Annotated in this window: 16 protein-coding genes; 10 read left to right on the top strand and 6 right to left on the bottom strand. The window is 64.4% G+C overall.

Annotated elements, in window-relative coordinates; translation table 11 throughout:
• Nucleotides 1-53: 53 nt before the first annotated feature.
• Complete coding sequence (locus FJ418_RS11450; protein WP_246672481.1) at nt 54-641, bottom strand: XRE family transcriptional regulator; 588 nt, start codon at nt 639-641, stop codon at nt 54-56.
• A gap of 236 nt (nt 642-877) precedes the next feature.
• On the opposite strand from FJ418_RS11450, the gene FJ418_RS11445 reads away from it, so the two are divergent.
• Nucleotides 878-1,582 (top strand): nitroreductase, encoded by a 705-nt coding sequence (locus FJ418_RS11445; RefSeq protein WP_140646639.1) that lies wholly within the window; start codon nt 878-880, stop codon nt 1,580-1,582.
• A gap of 22 nt (nt 1,583-1,604) precedes the next feature.
• Here FJ418_RS11445 and FJ418_RS11440 read toward each other — a convergent pair whose 3' ends face one another.
• From FJ418_RS11440 to FJ418_RS11420, 5 genes are all read right to left on the bottom strand, one after another.
• Nucleotides 1,605-3,047, bottom strand: a complete 1,443-nt coding sequence (locus FJ418_RS11440) for an MFS transporter (RefSeq protein ID WP_140856388.1) — start codon at nt 3,045-3,047, stop codon at nt 1,605-1,607.
• Between the two features lie 160 nt (nt 3,048-3,207).
• Nucleotides 3,208-3,795 (bottom strand): sarcosine oxidase subunit gamma, encoded by a 588-nt coding sequence (locus tag FJ418_RS11435; RefSeq protein ID WP_140865581.1) that lies wholly within the window; start codon nt 3,793-3,795, stop codon nt 3,208-3,210.
• A 7-nt stretch (nt 3,796-3,802) separates the two neighbouring features.
• On the bottom strand, nt 3,803-6,811 hold the full coding sequence (locus FJ418_RS11430) for a sarcosine oxidase subunit alpha (RefSeq protein ID WP_140865507.1): 3,009 nt from the start codon (nt 6,809-6,811) through the stop codon (nt 3,803-3,805).
• Nucleotides 6,808-7,086 carry a sarcosine oxidase subunit delta gene (locus FJ418_RS11425; protein ID WP_140646633.1) on the bottom strand — a complete coding sequence of 93 codons (279 nt, stop codon included), beginning with the start codon at nt 7,084-7,086 and terminating at the stop codon, nt 6,808-6,810. Before FJ418_RS11425 ends, FJ418_RS11430 begins: the two co-directional genes overlap by 4 nt.
• 14 nt (nt 7,087-7,100) lie before the next feature.
• Complete coding sequence (locus FJ418_RS11420; protein WP_140784752.1) at nt 7,101-8,360, bottom strand: sarcosine oxidase subunit beta family protein; 1,260 nt, start codon at nt 8,358-8,360, stop codon at nt 7,101-7,103.
• 193 nt (nt 8,361-8,553) lie between these two features.
• Between FJ418_RS11420 and FJ418_RS11415 the strand changes: the two genes are divergently transcribed.
• The 9 genes from FJ418_RS11415 to FJ418_RS11375 all read left to right on the top strand — a co-directional run bounded on the left by FJ418_RS11415 (nt 8,554) and on the right by FJ418_RS11375 (nt 19,588).
• Nucleotides 8,554-11,043, top strand: coding sequence for a mechanosensitive ion channel family protein (locus tag FJ418_RS11415; RefSeq protein WP_140865505.1), 2,490 nt, complete (start codon nt 8,554-8,556; stop codon nt 11,041-11,043).
• Between the two features lie 190 nt (nt 11,044-11,233).
• Entirely contained in the window at nt 11,234-11,497 is a 264-nt protein-coding gene (locus tag FJ418_RS11410) for a hypothetical protein (protein WP_140865503.1), read from the top strand.
• A 249-nt stretch (nt 11,498-11,746) separates the two neighbouring features.
• Nucleotides 11,747-13,180 (top strand): UbiA family prenyltransferase, encoded by a 1,434-nt coding sequence (locus tag FJ418_RS11405; RefSeq protein ID WP_140865501.1) that lies wholly within the window; start codon nt 11,747-11,749, stop codon nt 13,178-13,180.
• Nucleotides 13,180-14,532 (top strand): FAD-binding oxidoreductase, encoded by a 1,353-nt coding sequence (locus FJ418_RS11400; protein ID WP_140865499.1) that lies wholly within the window; start codon nt 13,180-13,182, stop codon nt 14,530-14,532. The genes FJ418_RS11405 and FJ418_RS11400 overlap by 1 nt, the downstream gene beginning before the upstream one ends.
• Nucleotides 14,533-14,655: 123 nt before the next feature.
• Entirely contained in the window at nt 14,656-15,090 is a 435-nt protein-coding gene (locus tag FJ418_RS11395; RefSeq protein WP_140705610.1) for an EamA family transporter, read from the top strand.
• On the top strand, nt 15,087-16,094 hold the full coding sequence (locus FJ418_RS11390) for an NAD(P)-dependent oxidoreductase (protein ID WP_140865497.1): 1,008 nt from the start codon (nt 15,087-15,089) through the stop codon (nt 16,092-16,094). Before FJ418_RS11395 ends, FJ418_RS11390 begins: the two co-directional genes overlap by 4 nt.
• Nucleotides 16,095-16,127: 33 nt before the next feature.
• Nucleotides 16,128-17,594, top strand: coding sequence for an aspartate aminotransferase family protein (locus FJ418_RS11385; protein WP_181166905.1), 1,467 nt, complete (start codon nt 16,128-16,130; stop codon nt 17,592-17,594).
• 12 nt (nt 17,595-17,606) lie between these two features.
• Nucleotides 17,607-18,839 (top strand): hypothetical protein, encoded by a 1,233-nt coding sequence (locus FJ418_RS11380; protein ID WP_140865493.1) that lies wholly within the window; start codon nt 17,607-17,609, stop codon nt 18,837-18,839.
• Complete coding sequence (locus FJ418_RS11375) at nt 18,836-19,588, top strand: FkbM family methyltransferase (protein ID WP_140865491.1); 753 nt, start codon at nt 18,836-18,838, stop codon at nt 19,586-19,588. The genes FJ418_RS11380 and FJ418_RS11375 overlap by 4 nt, the downstream gene beginning before the upstream one ends.
• The last annotated feature ends 147 nt before the right edge of the window (nt 19,589-19,735 follow it).

The following is a 19,735-nucleotide window of genomic DNA, read 5'->3' as shown; positions in this document are numbered from 1 at the left end:
GATGCTTGCCGTTGTCCCAAAACCGCTGGGCACTTTTGGGCGGCATGCAGTGTTCAATAGACAGGCGGTGAAACCACCCAAATGACGACCGCTGCCTCGACCCCAGGATTGCGCCAGCGGAACGGCTTGCCCTCGAAGCGGAACGAATCGCCTTCGCCGAGACGATGCCAGACGCCGTCGATCTCGATCTCGAACGTGCCCGACGCGACATAGCCTGCTTCTTCCGTCGGGCGGCGCGCTTTGGTCTTCAGCTCCGCGCCCGGCGCGAAGACCGAGCGCAGCATCTCGAAGCTACCGCCGAGATCGGGCGACAGAAGCTCCTCCACCAGGCCGGATTCACTTGTGCCAAGCGAACGGCGGCTGCCGGCGCGCACGACCACGCCGCGCTCCTGCTCGATAGGGACATCATGGCTGAAGAACAAGCTGATCGGAACATCGAAGAGGCTGGCGAATGCCCTCAAGTCACCGAGCGAAGGAACCGAGAGGCCGCGCTCGACCTGGCTGACCCAGCCGACCGAACGGCCTAACTTGAGCGCAATTTCAGCGAGCGTGAGGCCGCGCGCCTTGCGGAGCGCACGGATGTCGCCGGCCAGCAGCCGGTCGCCATTGTCCTGCTCCGATTTGGTCGCGGTCGGGGTCAAAGGTTGCTCGTGAAAAAATCTGGATAAATTTCATGAGAGGGTAAAATCATGAAAAAATCAAGGAGATTTTCATAGGCCACAAGATTTGCTTGCGCGTTTTCGGCGGTTGATGCAAAGGCTCGCGCACGAGCGGCGAGTGGGGCGTCCGGTCGGGGACCAGTTTTAGCTTATAGTCTGCGGATGGTCGTTAAGGAAACCGGGTTGCGGGTTTCTGGCCATGCCGAAAGGGACGACCCATGCTTGAGAAGAACATCCGGATCGCGTCGGATGCGGAGATCGTCGATGAGGCGATCATGTCGCGCCGGTCGGTGCGCGCCTTCCTGCCCGATATGGTCGATGATGACACGATCCGCGCGATCCTGGCCGTCGCCGCGCGCGCGCCGTCCGGCACCAACATGCAGCCCTGGCGCGTCTATGTGACCAAGGGCGAGGTCAAGCAGCGCATCAGCGACGCCATCCTCAATTCCGGCATCCGCGCCGAAAAGGCGGAGTGGGACGAGTACCGCTACTATCCCGACCAGTTCTTCGAACCATACCTCACGCGCCGCCGTGCCAACGGCTTCGGGCTCTATGGCGTGCTGGGCATCGGCCGCCGCGAGGTCGACAGGATGCGCGCCCAGCACGACCGCAACTTCATCTTCTTCGACGCGCCGGTCGGCATGATCTTCACGATCGACCGGAGATTGAACCAGGGGTCGTGGATCGACTACGGCATGTTCCTGCAGAACATCATGGTGGCGGCGCGGGGCAGGGGGCTGCATACCTGCCCGCAGGCGGCCTTCGCGCCCTATCACCGCCAGATCAGGCCGGTGCTCGGTATTCCCGACGAGGAGATCGTCGTCTGCGGCATGGCGCTCGGCTATGAGGACACGTCGAAGCCCGAAAACGAGTTCCGCACCGACCGCGCGCCGCTCGAGGACTGGGTAAGCTTCGCGGAATAATGGCGCCGAGTTTCTCGGTCGGCTAATCGGTGCTCATATGCGCGCCGTGCCCGCTGACATGGGCGCCGTCCTGCGGCGTCAGCCTGAGATAAGCCGACAGCGCGCAAAGCGTGATCAGCCCTTCGATGACGAACAGGATGCGATAGTCGTTGACGCTGGCCTTGCCGCCGCCGGCAAGCAGCGACAGCAGCGCAGCGGCGAGGCCGACACTGATCGCCACCGCAAGCTGCCACAAGATGTAATAGAGCGCGCTGAAGCGCGCGAGCTGCTCCGGCGCGATATCCGAATAGGAAAGGTTGCCGGTCGAGGCCCATTGCACGGAACGGAAGACGCCGAAGGCGAAGATGTAGGCCAGGACGATCCAGGCCGGCAGGCCCTCCTGCATCAGGGCAAAGCCTGCGACCAGCAAAGCGACGATCGGCGTGTTGGTGACCAGCACGCGCCTGAAACCGAAGCGGTTCAACAGGCGCGGCATGAAGAAGCGCATCATCAACGACCCGATCGCGGCGACGAAGGTCAGCGATCCGGCCTGCACGGCGCTCATGCCGAAGCCGAGCTGGAACATCAGCGGCAGCAGGAAAACCACCGAGCTCAGGCCAATCGTGTCGAGGGCGCCGCCGGTGAGGAAGGAGATGCGGAAGGTGCGGATGCGCAGCAGGTTGAGATCGAGCAGCGGGTTGCGGGCGCGCAGGCAATAGAAGGCGGCAACCGCCAGGATGACGATCGCCAGGCCAAGCTCGATGCCGATGAGACTGCTTGCGGCATCCTTGGCGGCAAGCGAATCCATGCCGAAGACCAGCAGCCCCATGCCGCTGCCGACGAGCAGGAAGCCCGGAAAATCGAACGGCGTGCGGACCGGCTTGGTCGTCGTGGGAAACATGGAGGCGGCCAGCATCGCGGCGGTCAGCGCGATCGGGATGTTGATGTAGAAGATCCAGCGCCAGGAGACGTAAGTGGTGAGCGCGCCGCCGACGAGCGGGCCGACAAGCGGCCCGGATTGGCCGGCCAGCGAGATATACATGTTGATCTTCAGCGTGCGGTCGCGCGGGAAGCTCGACAGGATCACGACCTGGCCAAGCGTGCCCATCAGCGCGCCGCCGCAGCCTTGCAAGGCGCGCGAGCCGACCAGCATCCAGATGTTTTCCGAAAGGCCGCACAGGGCCGAGGCGCCAGCAAAGACGAGCAGCGCGAAGCAATAGACGTTGCGCAGGCCGAAGCGGTCGGCCAACCAGCCGCCGAGCGGCATGGTGACGATGAGGCTCGCGACGTAGACCGTGATCAGCAGGCCAAGCTGGCTTGGCGGGCGATCGAGGCTCTCGCCGATGCCGGGCAGCGCGGTAACCACGACATTCTGGTCGAGGCTGGTCATGAACACGCCGCAGGCGACGGTCGCCGGCAACAGCATCGACGGACCGCCCGCCGGAGCAAAGCGGGTCGTGGCCGTCGCCGAAGTCTCAACAGTCATGGAAGAGTATGGTCGAACTGGTTGCCTGAGCGGACGTTTGCCCTGGCAAACGCCGATGATTCCTATCTATCGTCCCTGCTGGCCCAACGCTCAAGCAGCAGTTGTAATCGTCCGTAGTGCCAGATGCCGGCTGGACCATTCCTGATCTTGCCGCGCCGGGCTATTGCACTTCGTAACCGACCTCCTCCGAGGCGTGGCACAAAGAATTCCAGAACGAGCGCGCGAAAGAGCGGAAGACGTAGATGTCGAACTGGTCGGCGCCTGTGCGCTGGATCTGCGCGAAGACGTCGTGATGGTTGGTCGAACGTCCAGCGCCGAGCGGGAAGGCCGGCAAGGCGAAGTCGATGGCGAAGAATTTCGCCATTACCCATTCGGCCTTCGGGCCGGCGATGCGGATCGCGGTGCGGCCGTGCGAAAGGTCCGTCAGTGTGCCGATGGCCGGCGTGATCGATCCGGCAAAGGCCTGAGCCAGGCCTTCGGCCTCGTCCACCACGGTGAATTTCCCCGGCGCGAAGCCGAAAACGGCGCGGGCGCCGTTGCTCGCGCCACCGCCGGCGCCGTCGGGCAGCGCGAGCCCGGTGACCTTGCGGACAATTTCGATCAGCCGCTTCTCTTCGCCCGGCCATGCGGCGAGCTGCAGGATCGAGCCCGGCCGCGTCTCAGACAGGATGACATCGACGCCATGTTCGAAATTGCCGTGCGACCCCAGATGATAGTCCGGTTCGAGCGGCGATTGGCGTTCTGGCAACTGGTGCTCAGCCATGCATGCGGCTCCCGTCCGGATCGTAGAAGTGGTTGGAGACGATCTCGATCGGCCCGAACCGGTTGCGCAGCGGATCCGAGACGAACGCGCGGGTCCCGTGACGCGCCTTGCCGCTCTTGACCAGAGCCAGCGCGACATATTTGCCCAGCGCCGGCGAATAGCAGCAGGCGGTGATGTGGCCGAGCGAGTCGTGCGGATTGGCCTCGTCCAGTTCCTCGACGATGTGTCCGCCGCCGTTGAGCGGCCGGTTGTCGAGGGCGATCAGCCCGACCAGTTCGAGCCGGTCGGGCGCGATCAGGCCTTCACGGTCCATCATGGCCGAGCCGATGAAGGGCTTCTTCTTCGACAGCATCCAGTCGAGATGCAGATCGCGCGCGGTGGTGCGGCCGTCGATCTCGGCGCCGGTGACATGGCCCTTCTCGATGCGCATCGTGCCCAGCGCCTCAAGCCCGTAGGTGACCAGGCCGAAAGGCTTGCCGGCCTCGATCAAGGCTTCCCAGACGCGGGTGCCGTAGCCGGCGCCGGAATAGACCTCGAACGCCATTTCGCCGGAGAAGGACAGCCGGCAGATCATCACCGGAACGCCGGCGATCCGGCCATGGACGATGCCCATGAAGGGCAGGCTGGCGTTGTCGACGGCGGTGCCGGTGACGCAGGAGGCAAGGATGGCGCGCGCGTTCGGCCCGCCGATCGCCGCGCCCGCCCATTCGTCAGTGACGGAGGTGACGGTGACCTTCAGCTCCGGCCAGATGACGTCGAGGAAATATTCCAGATGCTGCATCACCTTGCCGGCATTGGCGGTGGTGGTGGTCATCAGGAATTCCTGCTCGCCAAGCCGCCAGGTGGTGCCGTCGTCGAAGGCAAGTCCGTCCTCGCGCAGCATCAGGCCGTAGCGGGCCTTGCCGACCGCGAGTGTGGAAAACATGTTGGTGTAGACGCGGTCGAGGAACTCGGCCGCGTCGGGCCCTTGCACCGCGATCTTGCCCAGTGTCGAGACGTCGACGATGCCGGCGCTTTCGCGTGTCGCTTTCGCTTCGCGGACATAGGCCTGCTCGACCGTCTCGCCGGCAAGGCCGTAGATCATCGGGCGGTACCAGAGGCCGGCCGAATACATCCTCGCGCCATTGGCGAGGTGCCAGTCATGCATCGGCGTCAGCCGTTCGGGCTTGAGGTCGCCGAAGCGTTCGGCGGCCAAGGAGCCGATCGACACCGCCGTGTAAGGCGGGCGAAAGCGCGTCGTGCCGACTTCGGGGATCGGCTTGCCGAGCGCCTCGGCCATGATGGCAAGGCCAGGCACATTGGAGTTCTTGCCCTGGTCGGTCGCCATGCCGAGCGTGGTGTAGCGCTTCAGATGCTCGACCGAGACGAAGCCTTCGCGATGCGCCAGCCGCACGTCCTCGGCGGTCACGTCGTGCTGGAAGTCGACAAAGCTCTTGCCCCTGGCCTTGATCTCGAAGACCGGCGCCGGGTCAGGATCGCCGGGGGCCGCCTCGACGACGGGCAGGGGAGCGGATGACGCTGCACCGCCAGCCGCCTGAAGGCCGGCCGCGCGGCCTTCGGCGATGGCTTCAGCAGTCGAAAAACTGCCGGTGAAGGCGCCGGCGCCAATCCATTGCTGATTTGGCCAGCTCTGCGTCGGCTTCGGCGGCAGGAAGGCCTGCCGTGCCGGGTTCCATTCGGCCTTCGCTCCGGCCTGGCTGGCAAGATGGATGGTCGGCGACCAGCCGCCGGACATCAGAAGGCTGTCAGCATGGATGCTGCGTTCGTCGCCGCTCAGCGCACCGCTCGTGGCGTCGAAGCGCTGCACCTTGAGGCCGGTGAGGCCCTTGCCGCCCTCGGTCGCAATCACGGCATGGCCGTCCAGCAGCTCGGCCTCGGCTTCGCTCGCCAGCCGGCGCATGTCGTTCGAGGCGTCGCTTCGGACATCGACGATGGCAACGATCGCGGCGCCGGCCTTCTTCAAGGCGAGGGCCGAGCGGTAGGCACTGTCATTGTTGGTGAAGAGCGCGATGCGCTGTCCCGGCAGCACGCCATATTCAACTGCGTAGCGTTCCGCCGCATGTGCCAGCATGACGCCGGGACGGTCGTTGCCCGGGAACACCAGCGGCCGCTCGAAGGAGCCGGTGGCGAGAACCACGGTGCCTGCGCGGATCGCCCAGTAGCGCTGGCGCGGCTCACCCTTGGCGGCCACTTCCTTGTGATCGGTGACGCGTTCGAGCGCGGCCAGCGTGTTGCCGTCGTAATAACCCCACACCGTCGTGCGCGGCAAAAGGCGGACATTGTCGTTGCCTTCGAGCTGGCCAACGGTGCGCTGGGCCCAGTCGGCGGCAGGCATGTCGTCGATGGTTTCGCCCGACCAGTTGGCGGAGCCGCCGAAGTTGGCCTCGAGATCGGCGAGGATGACGCGGGCGCCCTGGTCGGCGGCGGCCTTTGCCGCCATCAGGCCGGCCGGACCGGAGCCGACGACCAGCACGTCGCAAAAAGCGTTCATGCGCTCGTAGCGCGCCGGATCGGGCGCGGTGCCAGCCTTGCCGAGGCCGGCGGCGCGACGGATGAAATGCTCGCAGAACATCCAGAAGCGCGTGCCCTTCAGCGGGCCGATCACTGGCCCCATGAAGGTCTTGTAGTAGAAGCCGGCCGACAAGATCTTGCCGCCGAGCTGGTTGATCGCGCTTACATCCCAGGCAAGCGAAGGCGTGCGGTTCTGGCTGACGGCGACGAGACCGTCATAGATCTCGACCATGGTGGCCGGGATGTTCGGCTCGCGCACTTCGCCGCGCAGCACCGTCACCAGCGCGTTCGGCTCCTCGACGCCGGCGGCAAGCAGACCGCGCGGGCGGTGATATTTGAAGGAGCGGCCGAACAGCGTCACGCCGTTGGCGAGCAGCGCCGAGGCCAGCGTGTCGCCGGCATGGCCGGTGTAAGGCGCGCCGTCGAAGGTGAAGCGGATGGTGCGCAGCCGGTCGATCCGGCCGCCGGTCTCCGTGCGGCGAGGGCTCACGAGCGGCCCCCCGCCTTGTGGCCGCCACGAGCGAAGGCGGTGCTCAGGATCTCATGCGTGATGGTGTTGCGCACGACCCTCAGATGCGCGCGGCAGCCGCCGGAATGCTGCCAGATCTCGTTGTGATCGCCGGCCGGGTTCAGCCGGTCGTAGACATAGGCGTTCCAGGCGTCGAGGTTCTGCGAGGCCGGCTGCGGCCGCTCGCGGTTACCGTCGCCCTGGTAGGTGAATTCGATGACGTCGCGCGGCCCGCAATAGGGACAGGTGATAAGCATTCTCTTTCAAAACCCTAATGCAGCCGCGGGTTCGCGCCCTGGCCTTTGTCGTCGATGATCAGGCCACGATAGAAGCGGTCGAGCGTGAAGGACGCGTTGAACTCGTGCGGCTCGTCCTTGGCAATGGTGTAGGCAAAGCACCAGCCCGACGCGGGCGTCGCCTTGAAGCCGCCGTAGCACCAGCCGCAATTGAGATACATGCCCGGCAGCGGACCGGTGGTGATGATCGGCGAACCGTCCATCGTCATGTCGCACAGCCCGCCCCAGGAGCGCAGCATGCGCACGCGGGCCAGGCCGGGGAACAGCGCCAGCATCTCGCTCATCACCTCGTCGACAATCGGCAGGCTGCCGCGCTGGGCGTAGCTGTTGTAGCCATCGAGGTCGCCGCCATAAACGAGGCCGCCCTTGTCGGATTGCGAAATGTAGAAATGGCCCATGCCGAAGGTGAGAACGGTGTCGACGATGGGCTTCAGCGATTCCGAGACGAAGGCCTGGAGCACGTGGCTTTCGATCGGCATGTGCGAAATGCCGGCAAGCTGCATGACCTGGCCGGTGCTGCCGGCAACCGCAAGCGCGACCTTCTTGGCGCGGATTTCGCCGCGCGTCGTCGAAACGCCGGTGATGCGGCCGCCGTCGCGCAGGAAGCCGGTAACCTCGCAATTTTCGATGATGTCGACGCCGCGCCGGTCGGCACCGCGCGCATAGCCCCACGCGACCGCGTCGTGCCGGGCGGTGCCGGCGCGCGGCTGCATCAGCCCGCCAAGAACCGGGAAGCGCGCCGAACCCGAGACGTCCAGCGCCGGCACAAGCCGCTTGATCCGGTCGACGCTCATCAGCTCGGCGTCGACGCCGAGATGCCGCATGGCGTTGCCGCGCCTGGCATAATCGTCGAGCTGGGCGGGCGTATGCGCGAGGTTGAGGCAGCCGCGCTGCGAGAACATGACGTTGTAGTTGAGGTCGTGCGAAAGGTTCTCCCACAGCTTCATCGAATGTTCGTAGAAGCGGGTGTTCTGCGGCAAGAGATAGTTGGAACGCACCGCCGTGGTGTTGCGGCCGACATTGCCGGAGCCGAGCCAGCCCTTTTCCAGCACCGCGACATTGGTGATGCCGTGTTCCTTGGCAAGATAATAGGCGGTCGAGAGGCCGTGGCCGCCGCCGCCGATGATGATCACGTCATAGGAAGCCTTGGGGTCCGGCTTGCGCCAGGCGGGCTTCCAATCCTTGTTGCCGGTCAGCGCGTTCTTGAGCAGCGAGAAGGCTGAATATTCCGCCATTCTTCCTATCGTCCTTATGATGCGAGCGGCAGACTATAGAGCAGGCGGGAAGCGCAAAGCCAAGATTGCGCCATCGCTTTTCGACAGGCCGACTCTCGCCGATGCGGTGGGGACGGCTTGCCGCCAGATATGGCGGTCTTTATCAAGGGCGGAAATTTCGAGGATTTTTCGGCTGCGAGTCGCCAACAAACTCATGTTCTTCCGCCTGCTGCGACTGATCCTGGTCGTCATCGTCGCTGTCTTCGGGCAGCCGGCGCTGGAGGCGTCGGCGCAGGCGATCGGCCATGGCTCATCGCAGCTCATCGCCGACCAGACCAAGGCCATCCAGGACCTGACGGCCAAGACCGACGGCCTGGAGAAGAAATTAGGCGACCCCGATGAGGACGATGCGGGGCTCGTCGACATCCGGTTGCAGCTCGAGGATATTTCGCGGGCGGCGCTGAACAGCGCGTTGGCATTCCGGCAGCGCCTCACCGACATCAACAACCGCGTCGAGGTGCTCGGCTTGCCACCGGCGCAGGGGCAACCTGCCGAGCCGGCGATCGTCAACAACGAGCGCAGCGCGCTCTCCTCGGAAAAGGCTCAGATCAACGCGGTCGTCGCCAGTGCGCAAAACCTGTCGATCCGCGTCAACGGGCTGGTCGACAAGATCGCCGTCATGCGCAGCGAGCTTTTCCGCAGCGTCATCACCAAGCACTATGACCTGACCGAGGCGCTGAGCCCGCAGGCCTTTTCCGACGCGCACGACCAGTTCTCGGGCCTCTACAAGTCGGTGTCGTCGTGGCTGAGCTTCGCCGTGAGGTTCAAGTTCCAGGCGATCCTCGCGGCGACGCTGATGGCGCTGGTGCTGGCGGCGGTGCTGTTGATCGGCGGCAGGCGCCTGTTCGGCCGCATATTCGAGGCCGACCCGACCGTCGAGGATCCGTCCTATCTCAGCCGCCTGTCGGTGGCCTTCTGGTCGACGCTGCTGCCGACCCTGGCGCTCGGCGTCTTCTTCGCCTCGGCGGTGTTCTTCTTCAATTATTACAATGTGCTGCGGGGCGATATCGGCACGTTCCTCAATGCCTTGCTGACGGTGATCGGCATGGTGTTCTGCGTCAACCGGCTGACCAACGCGGCGCTCGAACCGCGCCTGCCCAACTGGCGGCTGATCCCGGTCGCGACCGGTCCCGCGCGCTGGCTCGTCGGGCTGACGACGGCCATGGCGCTGGTGCTCGGGTTCAATTACTTCCTGTCGGTCGTCAACGAGAAGATGGGTTCGCCGCTTTCGCTGACGATCGCCAGGGGCTTTGTCGCCACCATCATCGTCGGCGTCATCCTCATCCTGATGGGGTTGCTGCGGCCTTTCAGGGCCGCCGACGGCGCATGGCGCCCCTGGCCGGCATGGCTTCGTTTCATCGCCATCGGGCTCGGCCTGTTCACCATCGCGGCGGCACTGCTCGGCTATATCGGCCTGGCACTTTTCGTCTCGTTCCAGGTCGTGGTGACCGGCACCGTTCTGGTGACGGCCTATATCGGCTTTCTGTCGGCACGTGCGATCGGGGAGGAGGGTGGTTTCGCCGACACTTCGGTCGGACGATGGCTTTCGGAAAACTCCAGCTACGAGGATACCGCCCTCGACCAGCTCGGCCTGGTGGTCAGCATCGCCATCAACCTGATGATCGTGCTGGTGTTCCTGCCGCTGATCCTTTTGATGTGGGGCTTCCAGCCCGGCGATATCGAGGCCTGGGCCTACAAGCTGGCGACAGGGGTCTCGATCGGTTCGGTGACCATCTCCTTCCTCGGCATCCTCAGCGGTATCGTGGTCTTCGTCATCGGCTATTTCCTGACGCGCTGGTTCCAGGGCTGGCTGGATGGCTCGGTGATGGCGCGCGGCAAGGTCGATGCCGGCGTGCGCAATTCGATCCGGCTTGGCGTCGGCTATGCCGGCGTGGCGATTGCCGGCCTGGTCGGCATCTCGGCCGCGGGCATCGATCTTTCCAATCTCGCGCTGGTTGCCGGCGCGCTTTCGCTGGGTATCGGCTTCGGCCTGCAGAACGTCGTGTCGAATTTCGTTTCCGGCCTGATCCTGCTTGCAGAGCGGCCGTTCAAGGTCGGCGACTGGATCGTCGCGGGCGACGTCAGCGGCACGGTGCGCAAGATCAGCGTGCGCGCCACGGAGATCGAGACCTTCCAGCGCCAGGCGGTGATCCTGCCCAACTCGAACCTGATCAACAATGCGGTCGGCAACTGGACGCATCGCAACAAGCTCGGGCGCATCGACATCAAGGTCGGCGTCGCCTATGGCAGCGACGTCAAGCGCGTCCATGCCATCCTGATGGATATTGCGCGCGCCCATCCGATGGTGCTGAAGAACCCCGAGCCGTTCGTTCTCTTCGCCAATTTCGGGGCGGCCGCGCTCGAATTCGAAATCCGCGTTTTCGTCGCCGACATCATGAACGGCAGCGTCGTGCAGAACGACATCCGATTCGCCATCTTCGATATCTTCGAGGAGGAGCGGATCGAGATACCCTCGACGCCGCGCGCCGTGGTCGAAACGAACAAGCACGAGGCCTGGCCGATCGACGACGACAAGATCGAGGCCGAATTCGCCGAGCGGCAGAGGCTGGAGGCGGAAGCCGCGGCCGAGCGGGAGCGACTGGCCAAGATGAAGCGCAAGGGCCGCAAGCCCGATCCGAGTTAAGGTGTACCAATATTCGGGTGGGGCCGGCCTGCAGACCACGCAAGCTGCGCTCATCCGACGCCGAAACCGATTGTGGCATGAATGCGGCATTCAGTTGCGGTTCAGGTAACATCTCATATAAGCTTCGATGCAAAGGGCGAGAATGCCTTGCAAATTTGAACAGAGGCGGTGTGTGAACACCGGAAATGCAATGTGGAAGTCTGTCGTTGCCGCCATCGCTTTCTTGGCCCTGGGCGGTTCGGCTTTCGCCGCCAGCGCGATCAACAGGGACGCTCAGACGCGGACCCTGGTCGTGACCGAAGGCGGCGCCAAGAGCGAGCTGACACTTGCCGCCGGCGAGACGGTGGAATTCTGCTCGAACGGCTGCTTCGTCACCCTGCCCAATGGCGACCTCGAAGCCCTGACCGGCTCGGAAACGGTCGAAATTTCGGGCGGTGCGGCCCGCATCAAGTAACCGTCGCCGCAAGATTGGCGCAGCAAGATTTGGCAAAGGCCGGACCGATGTCCGGCCTTTTATCGTTTTCGGTAGCCGTCGCTTAACGATGACGCCCGAAAACCGGTATGACCACGCGCTGCAACCGGGCGTTTTAACGTTCGCTGCGTCATCACCCGCTATATCCGACCCGAGGACGCCGGCACATGGCGTGGGTTGAGTTGGCGCGTGGTCCCTTTCCGGGATCTTGCGGTCGATCGGGGCAGGACAATGGACGCGAGGTCGGACAGGAACGCAATCCCGCTTGCGGTCGATCTCGACGGCACGCTGATTGCGACGGACCTTCTGTGGGAAGGCCTGTTCATCCTGCTCAAGAAGAACCCGCTCTATCTCTTTCTTGTGCCGCTCTGGCTGACCGGCGGTCCCGCACGGCTGAAGCAGGAGATCGCCAGGCGCGTCGACATCGATCCGGCCTCGCTGCCCTACCGCCAGGACCTGCTCGACCGGTTGCGCGCCGAGCGCCGGGAGGGTCGCGTGATCGTGCTGGCGACGGGAACGCCGCACAAGTTCGCGGAGGCGATCGCGGCGCATCTCGGCATCTTTGATCAGGTGCTGGCGACCGATGGCCCGCACAACATGACGTCCGGCAGGAAATGCGCGGCACTTGTCGCCGCCTATGGCGACGCGGGCTTCGACTATGCCGGCAACAGCCGGCACGACCTCAAAGTGTTCGACGCCGCGCGCAACGCGCTCGTGGTCGCGCCCGACCGCAGCGCCCGGCGCTGGCAGGCGGCGCATAGCGCCGAGGCCATGCCGGCGCCGAAGCCGACGCTGAGGACCTACGTCAAGATGCTGCGCATGCATCAGTGGCTGAAGAACTCGCTGATCGCCGTGCCGATGGTGCTGTCGCACGAATATTTCAACCCAAACATGATCTGGCAGTGCCTGCTGGCGTTCGTCTCCTTCAGCGCCGTGGCGTCCGCCATCTATATCCTCAACGATTTCTTCGACCTGGCGCTCGACCGCAAGCATCCGACAAAGCGCAACCGGCCCTTCGCCAGCGGTGCATTGTCCATTCCGTTCGGTCTCGGCGCGATCGTCGCGCTGCTCGCGATCGGCATCGCCGTCGGATTGTTCCTGCCGATCGAATTCCTTGGCGTGCTTGCCGGCTATATGGCGGTCACCACCGCCTACTCGCTGTCGTTCAAGCGCATGCTTCTGGTCGACGTGCTGACGCTTGCGGGCCTCTACACGATCCGCGTGCTGGCGGGCGCGGCGGCCACCGGCGTCGACGTCTCCTTCTGGCTGCTCGCCTTTTCGATCTTCTTCTTCCTATCGCTGGCGCTGGTGAAGCGGTTTGTCGAATTGCGCACCACGGCCATTCCTCCGGGCGAGCGCATCGCCGGTCGTGGCTATCGCACCGAGGACCAGGAAATCGTCGCCCAGGCCGGCATGGCCTCTGCCTTTTCCTCGGCGCTGGTCCTGGCGCTCTATATGGACAGCCCGGCGGTGCGCGAGCTCTATCCGCATCCCTGGCTGATATGGCCGCTGGCGCCGATCGTGCTCTATCTCACGATGCGCGTCTGGATCCTCGCCCGGCGCGACGAGATGCATGACGATCCGGTCGTCTTCATCATCCGCGACTGGCGCAGCCAGATCGTCGTCGCCATCGGCGCGGTCTTCCTCGTCGCCGGAGGCTGGTGATGAGGAACGAGCGCTTCGGCAGCTTCGGACTGGCGACGGCGCCGGCGCGCAAGGCGATCCCGGCGGACGAGGCGATCACCTTGCTGAAGCGTGGCGAGGCGAAAGCCGGATCGCTGCTCGGTTACGGCAATGGCCGCTCCTATGGCGACAGTTGCCAAAACGATGCCGGCATGGTGGTCGACATGCGGCCGCTCAACCGCATCCGTTCCTTCAACGCCGAGACCGGCGTGCTCGAAGCGGATGCCGGTACGCTGCTTTGCGACATCATCGCGTACGCCGCGCCCTACGGCTTCTTTCCGGCCGTGCTTCCAGGCACGCAGTTCGTCACGCTGGGCGGCGCGATCGCCAATGACGTCCACGGCAAGAACCACCATCGGCGCGGCAGCTTCGGCTGCCACGTCGAGGCCTTGACACTGCTTCGGTCCGACGGCCGAACCTATCGCTGTTCGCAAACCGACAATGTCCGTCTGTTCGCGGCAACGATCGGCGGCATGGGGCTGACCGGGCTTATCCTTTCGGCATCGATCAAGCTGATGCGGGTGCCCTCGCTCGACATAACGGAAAAGGCGACGCGGTTTCGCGATCTCGGCGAATTCTTCGATCTTGCCGAGGCTGCAGACCAGGCCAACGAATATGCCGTCGCCTGGATCGATCAGCTTGCCGGGGGCAAAAGGCGCGGGCGCGGGCTCCTGTTCACCGGCAACCATGCCGAGCACGGCTCGCATGCCGCCGCGCGTGCCGGCAGCCGGCTTTCCGTGCCGGTGCAGTCGCCCTTCAATGTCCTCAACCGGCCTTTCCTCACCGTCTTCAACGCGGCCTACCGCTGGAAAAAGGGCAGGTCCGCGGCTCCGCGTCAGGCGGGCTATCAGGGTTTCTTCTTTCCGCTCGACGGCATCCGCGACTGGAACCGGCTCTACGGGCCGCGCGGGCTTTTCCAGCACCAGAGCGTGGTGCCGGAGGCCAATGCGCGCCGCATCGTCCCGGCGCTGCTCGAGGCGGCCCGGCGGGCGAGCGAGGGATCGTTCCTGACCGTGCTCAAGCGCTTTGGCGATGTCCGCTCGCCGGCGCTGCTGTCGTTCGCGCGGCCGGGCTACACGCTGACGCTCGATTTCCCCAACCGGGGCGAAAGGACGTTGCGACTGCTTGCCGAACTCGACCGCGTCGCCGTCGAGGCGGGTGGGGCGGTGAACCCTTACAAGGACGCCCGGATGGGTCCAGAGACGTTCGCCGCGTCGTTTCCGCAATGGCAACGCCTGGAGGCACTTCGCGATCCGGCTTTCACATCAAGCTTCTGGGCGCGTACCGCCAAGAGATTGGAGATCGGACAAGGGAGAGCTGAAGCCGCAGAATAGATAAAAGTCGAATAAAACATGGTAAATAAATCGTTACGCCATGGTTTGTTCAAAGCACTATCGTGGCTTCACGAAATATTTGCAGGTTTGTAATAGGACCGCCCAAGGGGCGGGGTGGCAACAATGAAATACATAATCTTCATTCTCTTCACGGTCATGACCAATGCCGCGGCGCAGCTGATGCTGAAGCAGGGCATGATGTCGATAGGCCCTATCTCCTTCGAAGGCGCCAATCCGCTCGTCAAGCTCCTGCAGATCGTGTTCAGCCCCTGGGTGTTCCTGGGCCTCTGCACCTTCGTCATCTCGATGGCATCGCATCTTTATGTGCTGTCCAAGGTCGAGCTCAGCTTCGCCTATCCTTTCCTCAGCCTCGCCTATGTCGCCGTGGCGATCTTTGCCTATTTCGTCTTCCGCGAGGACCTCAACGGCTGGCGCATCGCCGGCATCGCCTGCATCTGCGTCGGCACGATCCTGATCGCGCAAAGTGGCCGAGGCCATGAGGACCAGACGGCTTCCATCGCGCCTGACAGAACCCAAGCAAGCGAGATCGTTCGATGAGACATGTGATTTTCGGCGGCGACGGCTTCGTCGGCCGTCACCTTGCCCCAAAGCTTGTCGCGGACGGCGAGACCGTCGTCGTCGCCGACATCGTCAAGAGCGACCTGCCGCATTACCGCTCGGTGCGCTTCATCACATGCGACGTCACCGATCCGGCCTCGGTCGCGGCGGTCGGGCTCAAGGCCGACGACGTGGTCTACAATCTGTCGGCCAAGATGCTGTCGCCGATCCAGGTGCGCGCCAAGCGGCATGATTTCTTCTTCCCGGTGAATTTCCACGGCACCGAGCACATCATGCAGGCGATGGACAAGGCCGGCGCCTCGAAGCTCGTCCACTACACGACCGACATGATCTACGGCCACACGGTGGTGCTGCCGATGACCGAGGACCATCCGGTCTCGCCGCTCGGCGAGTACGGTCTGTCGAAGCTGAAGACCGAGGAACTTGCCGGCGAATGGCGCAAGCGCGGCATGTCGATCTCGCTGTTCAGGCCGCGCCTGATCATCGGCCCTGGACGCCTCGGCATCCTGGAAAAGCTGTTCAAGCTGATCGACTGGAACCTGCCTGTGCCGATGATCGGCTCGGGCCGGAATCCCTATCAGTTCATCTCGGTGTTCGACTGCGCGGAAGCCGCCCGCGCCGCCTGGAAAGCCGGCGTGCCGAACGAGGCCTACAATCTCGGCTCGCTCAGTCCGCCGCCGGTAAAGAGGCTGCTCGGCGACCTGATCCGCCATGCCGGCTCGAGGTCGATCCTGTTGCCGACGCCGGGCTGGGCGGTCAAGCGCACGCTCGACCTGCTCGACCTATTGAACATGCCGATCATGGATCCGGAACAGTATCTGATCGCCGACGAGGAATGCGTGCTCGACGTGTCCAAGGCCGAGCGCCAGCTCGGCTGGGTGCCGCAATATCGCGACGAGGACATGCTGATCGCCGCCTATGGCGAATATCGCGCCAAGAAGGACGGCCACGCCGTCGCCACCAGACACGTTCCCGCCGAATAAGGCGACGAAGGGGAGATTTTTCAGATGACCGTCATGGCCAAGCCGGAACATAGCGGAACGCGCACGCTGGTCGATGCGCCGGCGCTATCACCAGCGACCATCGCCAAGCCCGACCTGATCAGCGTCGAGCAGGCCAAGGCGCTGGATGTCGCCCGCATCACCGACCTGTTCAAGGCGCATCTCAATCCCGGACAGCTGCATTTCATGAAGCTGCTCGGCTTCCACAAGATCAAGATCGAGCGCGCCGAGGGCATGTTCTACATCGACCAGAACGGCCGCAAGATCCTCGACTTCTTCGGCGGCTTCGGCTCGCTCGCCTTCGGCCACAACCATCCGCGCATCCTGGAAGCGCGCAAGAAGTTCCAGGAGGAGAAGCGCCAGGAGATAGCCATCGCCTTCATGTCGCAATATGCGGGGGCGCTGGCGCACAATATTGCCAAGTGCTCGCCGGGCGAGCTCGACATGGTGTTCCTTGGCTCCTCCGGCTCGGAAGCGATGGAGGCGGCGGTGAAGCTCGCCGAGCGCGCCGCCGGCCCGAAGCGGCCGAAGGTGGTCTATGCCGAGAATTCCTTCCACGGCAAGACCAAGGGTGTGCTGGCGATCACCGACGGCCAACTCTACCGCGCCGACTTCAAGGTGGCGGACAATGTCGTGCGCGTTCCCTTTGCCGACATCGACGCCGTCGAGCGCCTGTTCAAGAGCGATCCCGAGATCGGCGTCATCGTGCTCGAAACCATCCAGGGCGGCGGCGGCATCATCCAGGCGCCGGCGCAATATTGGCAGAAGCTGCGTGCGCTTTGCGACCAGCATGGCGTGCTGTGGGTCGCCGACGAAGTGCAGTGCGGCTATGGCCGCTCGGGCCGCTTCTATGCCTTCGAGCATTATGGGGTGGTGCCCGACGTGACGGCGCTGGCGAAATCGCTGGGCGCCGGCAAGGCCGCGGTCGGCGCCATGATCGCCAAGCGCGACGTCTACATGAAGGCCTATGGCACGCCGAAGACGGCGATGATCCATGCCATGGCGACGTTCGGCGGCATGGGCGAGGCCTGCGTCACCGCGATCGAAGGCATCAACGTGCTCTATGACGAGGGCCTGATCGACAACGCCGCCTCGACGGGCGAGTACCTTCTGCAGCGGTTGCGGGCGCTCAAGGAGAAATACCCCAAGATCATCAAGGACGTGCGCGGCAAGGGCTTCATGATCGGGCTCGAGTTCCACGATTTCTCGCAGACCCTGCCGATGGTGCTGCGCCCGGTCGTGAGCGTGCTCGACGACAAGCTGAAGGGCTCGCTGTCGGGCTTCGTCGGCTCGCTTTTGTTGCGCGACTACGACGTGCTCGTCGCCTTCACCGAATACAACCGCAACGTCATCCGGCTCGAGCCGCCGCTGATCTGCCAGCCCGAGCATGTCGACCGCTTCGTCGATGCTTTCGACAGCCTGTTGTCGCGCGGCATCGTGGCGATCGTGAAGGATTTCGTGAAAAGCCAGGTCGGCAAATAGAGGCCGCTGAGCATGCTGACCAGGCCGTCCGCTCCGACCAATCCGCTGGAATGGCTAACCGGCGCCGGCCTGGCGTGGGGCGAGGGGGCTTACGCGAAATGGGCGGCATCGATCGGGGCGACCGCCTTCTCGCTCTATATCCTGCTCACCGCCGCGACCGCCTGGTTCATGCCCGACGCCAACTGGGACATGCTGCCTTATCTGGCGATCGCCGAGGAGGGCGCCTATCCCAATCCGCAGGCGCTGCACGACTATGCCTACAGCACGGTCAAGGCCGGCGTGTCGGCAGGCGACTACAAGACGCTGACCGACGATGGCGGCGGCTTCCGCAGCCACATGACGGAGAACGCCGCAGACTTCCATTCGCTGCTCGGCATGTACCGCATCAAATTCCTCTATGCCGAGATACTGTCCGGTCTCAGCCATGTCGTGTCGCCGGTCGAGGCGATGCGGCTGGTTCAGGTGTTCTCTGTGCTTCTGTTCGGCGCCGTCACGCTCGCCTGGCTGCGCGCGCAAGGCGCGCTGGCGCTGGCGCCCGTGGTCGGCGCGATCCTGATCATGGCCGATTTCGGCGACTCCGCACGCGCTTCGACGCCGGACCTGTTTTGCTCGGCACTGTTCCTCGGCGGGCTCTTCGCCTATGTGCGCAAGCGCGAGGCGGCGACGGCGGTCCTGCTTTTCCTGGCGTTCATGGCCAGGCCCGACAACATCGTCTTCCTCGCCATTTTCGCGGTGCTGCTCGTCGCTTTCCGCGAGAGGGCGTGGGGCGCGTTGGCCGGCTTTGCCGCCTCCTTCGCCGCCTATTTCGCCATCTCGCACTGGGCGCAGCATCCGGGCTGGTGGCCGCATCTTTGGTTTTCCAGCATCGAGCAGCACTACAACATGGACGGGTTCGAGCCGCCGCTCTCGGTGGCCGCTTATCTGAAGGCCTCCGCGGCGTCGGTGGTGCGCGCCGTCAGCGTCAACAACTGGGTCGGCGTTTCGGTGCTGGCGCTGGCTGGCTGGTTCGGGCTCGAGCGTGCCGGCTTCCGGCTCGACCGCCGCGCCGGCATCCTGCTGGCGGCGCTGGTGCTTGGCGTGCTGGCGAAGTTCGCCGTCTTCCCGATCCACGACACCCGCATTTATTTCCCCAACCTTCTGCCGCCCTTCCTCCTGCTTGTCGCGCCGCTCATGGCGCTGTGGGCATCGGCAAGCCAAAGCGGCCGCCGCGCGGCGCCGCAGGTCATTTCCGGAGACAAGTCATGAGCTCGCTTTCCAACCTGGCGCGCATCTTCCTGTCGCTCGGCCTGCCCGCCGGACTTCTCGACCGCAGCCCCTCGCTCCACGGCACGAAATTTCTCGCCAAGGCGGCGTTGCAGGCCCGCTTCGGCGGCCGGCCGTTCCAGATGGTCAATGTCGGCGCCTGCGACGGCGCGCTGTTCGACGACGTGACGCCGTGGCTGCACCGCATTCGCGGCGCCCGCGCCATGCTGGTGGAACCGATCCCGTATAACCAGAAGCGGCTGCGCGCCAATTACCCGGATGCCGAACGCTTCGTCATCGAGCCGGTTGCGGTGACGAGGACAAAGGGCACGATCACCGTGCACACTTTCGATGCCGCCGCGCTCGAGGCCGGCACGCTGCCGATCGAGTTCATCGGCTGCTCGTCGGTCACCGACACCAATCTGATGTCGGGCAAGAACGCCTGGGGCGAGGCGGACGCCAACTTCAACAAGTTCGCGCCGCATCTGAAGGATATCGAGGTGCCGTCGGAGACGTTGCAGACGCTGCTCGACCGCAACGGCATCACCCACATCAACGCCTTCCTGGTCGACTGCGAAGGCGCCGACTGGATGGTGTTCGATCAGCTCGACCTCAAACGCTACCGCCCCGGCATGGTCAAGGTCGAGGTCGGCGCGCTGCCGGCCGCCGAGATCGGCCAGGTCGTTGTCAAGCTAAAGACCGCCGGCTACCAGGTCGGCTTCCAGGCCGAGGACATCTGGGCCTTCGCCTGAACGAAAATTGCCGATGACGGCCCGCCGGCGCGCAGGGTCGCGCCGCACCTGCGACGTGTCGCAAACAGGCGGTAGCTCAATCCGCGTCCTCTGCATATTGTGCGCCATTCGAAGGGCGCGCAAACGCGCCCGTCTATACCTTTGGAG

This window comes from Mesorhizobium sp. B2-8-3 (assembly GCF_006440815.1).
Classification (GTDB): Bacteria; Pseudomonadota; Alphaproteobacteria; order Rhizobiales; family Rhizobiaceae; genus Mesorhizobium.
Note: the sequence above shows the minus strand (reverse complement) of the source record. Positions and strands in the feature narration are given on the sequence as shown.

Coding starts and splice junctions, on each gene's coding strand:
- FJ418_RS11395 (WP_140705610.1), top strand. CDS start 14,656: ATGAAATACATAATCTTCATTCTCTTCACGGTCATGACCAATGCCGCG.
- FJ418_RS11440 (WP_140856388.1), bottom strand. CDS start 3,047: ATGACTGTTGAGACTTCGGCGACGGCCACGACCCGCTTTGCTCCGGCG.
- FJ418_RS11410 (WP_140865503.1), top strand. CDS start 11,234: ATGTGGAAGTCTGTCGTTGCCGCCATCGCTTTCTTGGCCCTGGGCGGT.
- FJ418_RS11445 (WP_140646639.1), top strand. CDS start 878: ATGCTTGAGAAGAACATCCGGATCGCGTCGGATGCGGAGATCGTCGAT.
- FJ418_RS11375 (WP_140865491.1), top strand. CDS start 18,836: ATGAGCTCGCTTTCCAACCTGGCGCGCATCTTCCTGTCGCTCGGCCTG.
- FJ418_RS11400 (WP_140865499.1), top strand. CDS start 13,180: ATGAGGAACGAGCGCTTCGGCAGCTTCGGACTGGCGACGGCGCCGGCG.
- FJ418_RS11405 (WP_140865501.1), top strand. CDS start 11,747: ATGGACGCGAGGTCGGACAGGAACGCAATCCCGCTTGCGGTCGATCTC.
- FJ418_RS11390 (WP_140865497.1), top strand. CDS start 15,087: ATGAGACATGTGATTTTCGGCGGCGACGGCTTCGTCGGCCGTCACCTT.
- FJ418_RS11420 (WP_140784752.1), bottom strand. CDS start 8,360: ATGGCGGAATATTCAGCCTTCTCGCTGCTCAAGAACGCGCTGACCGGC.
- FJ418_RS11425 (WP_140646633.1), bottom strand. CDS start 7,086: ATGCTTATCACCTGTCCCTATTGCGGGCCGCGCGACGTCATCGAATTC.
- FJ418_RS11385 (WP_181166905.1), top strand. CDS start 16,128: ATGGCCAAGCCGGAACATAGCGGAACGCGCACGCTGGTCGATGCGCCG.
- FJ418_RS11380 (WP_140865493.1), top strand. CDS start 17,607: ATGCTGACCAGGCCGTCCGCTCCGACCAATCCGCTGGAATGGCTAACC.
- FJ418_RS11415 (WP_140865505.1), top strand. CDS start 8,554: ATGTTCTTCCGCCTGCTGCGACTGATCCTGGTCGTCATCGTCGCTGTC.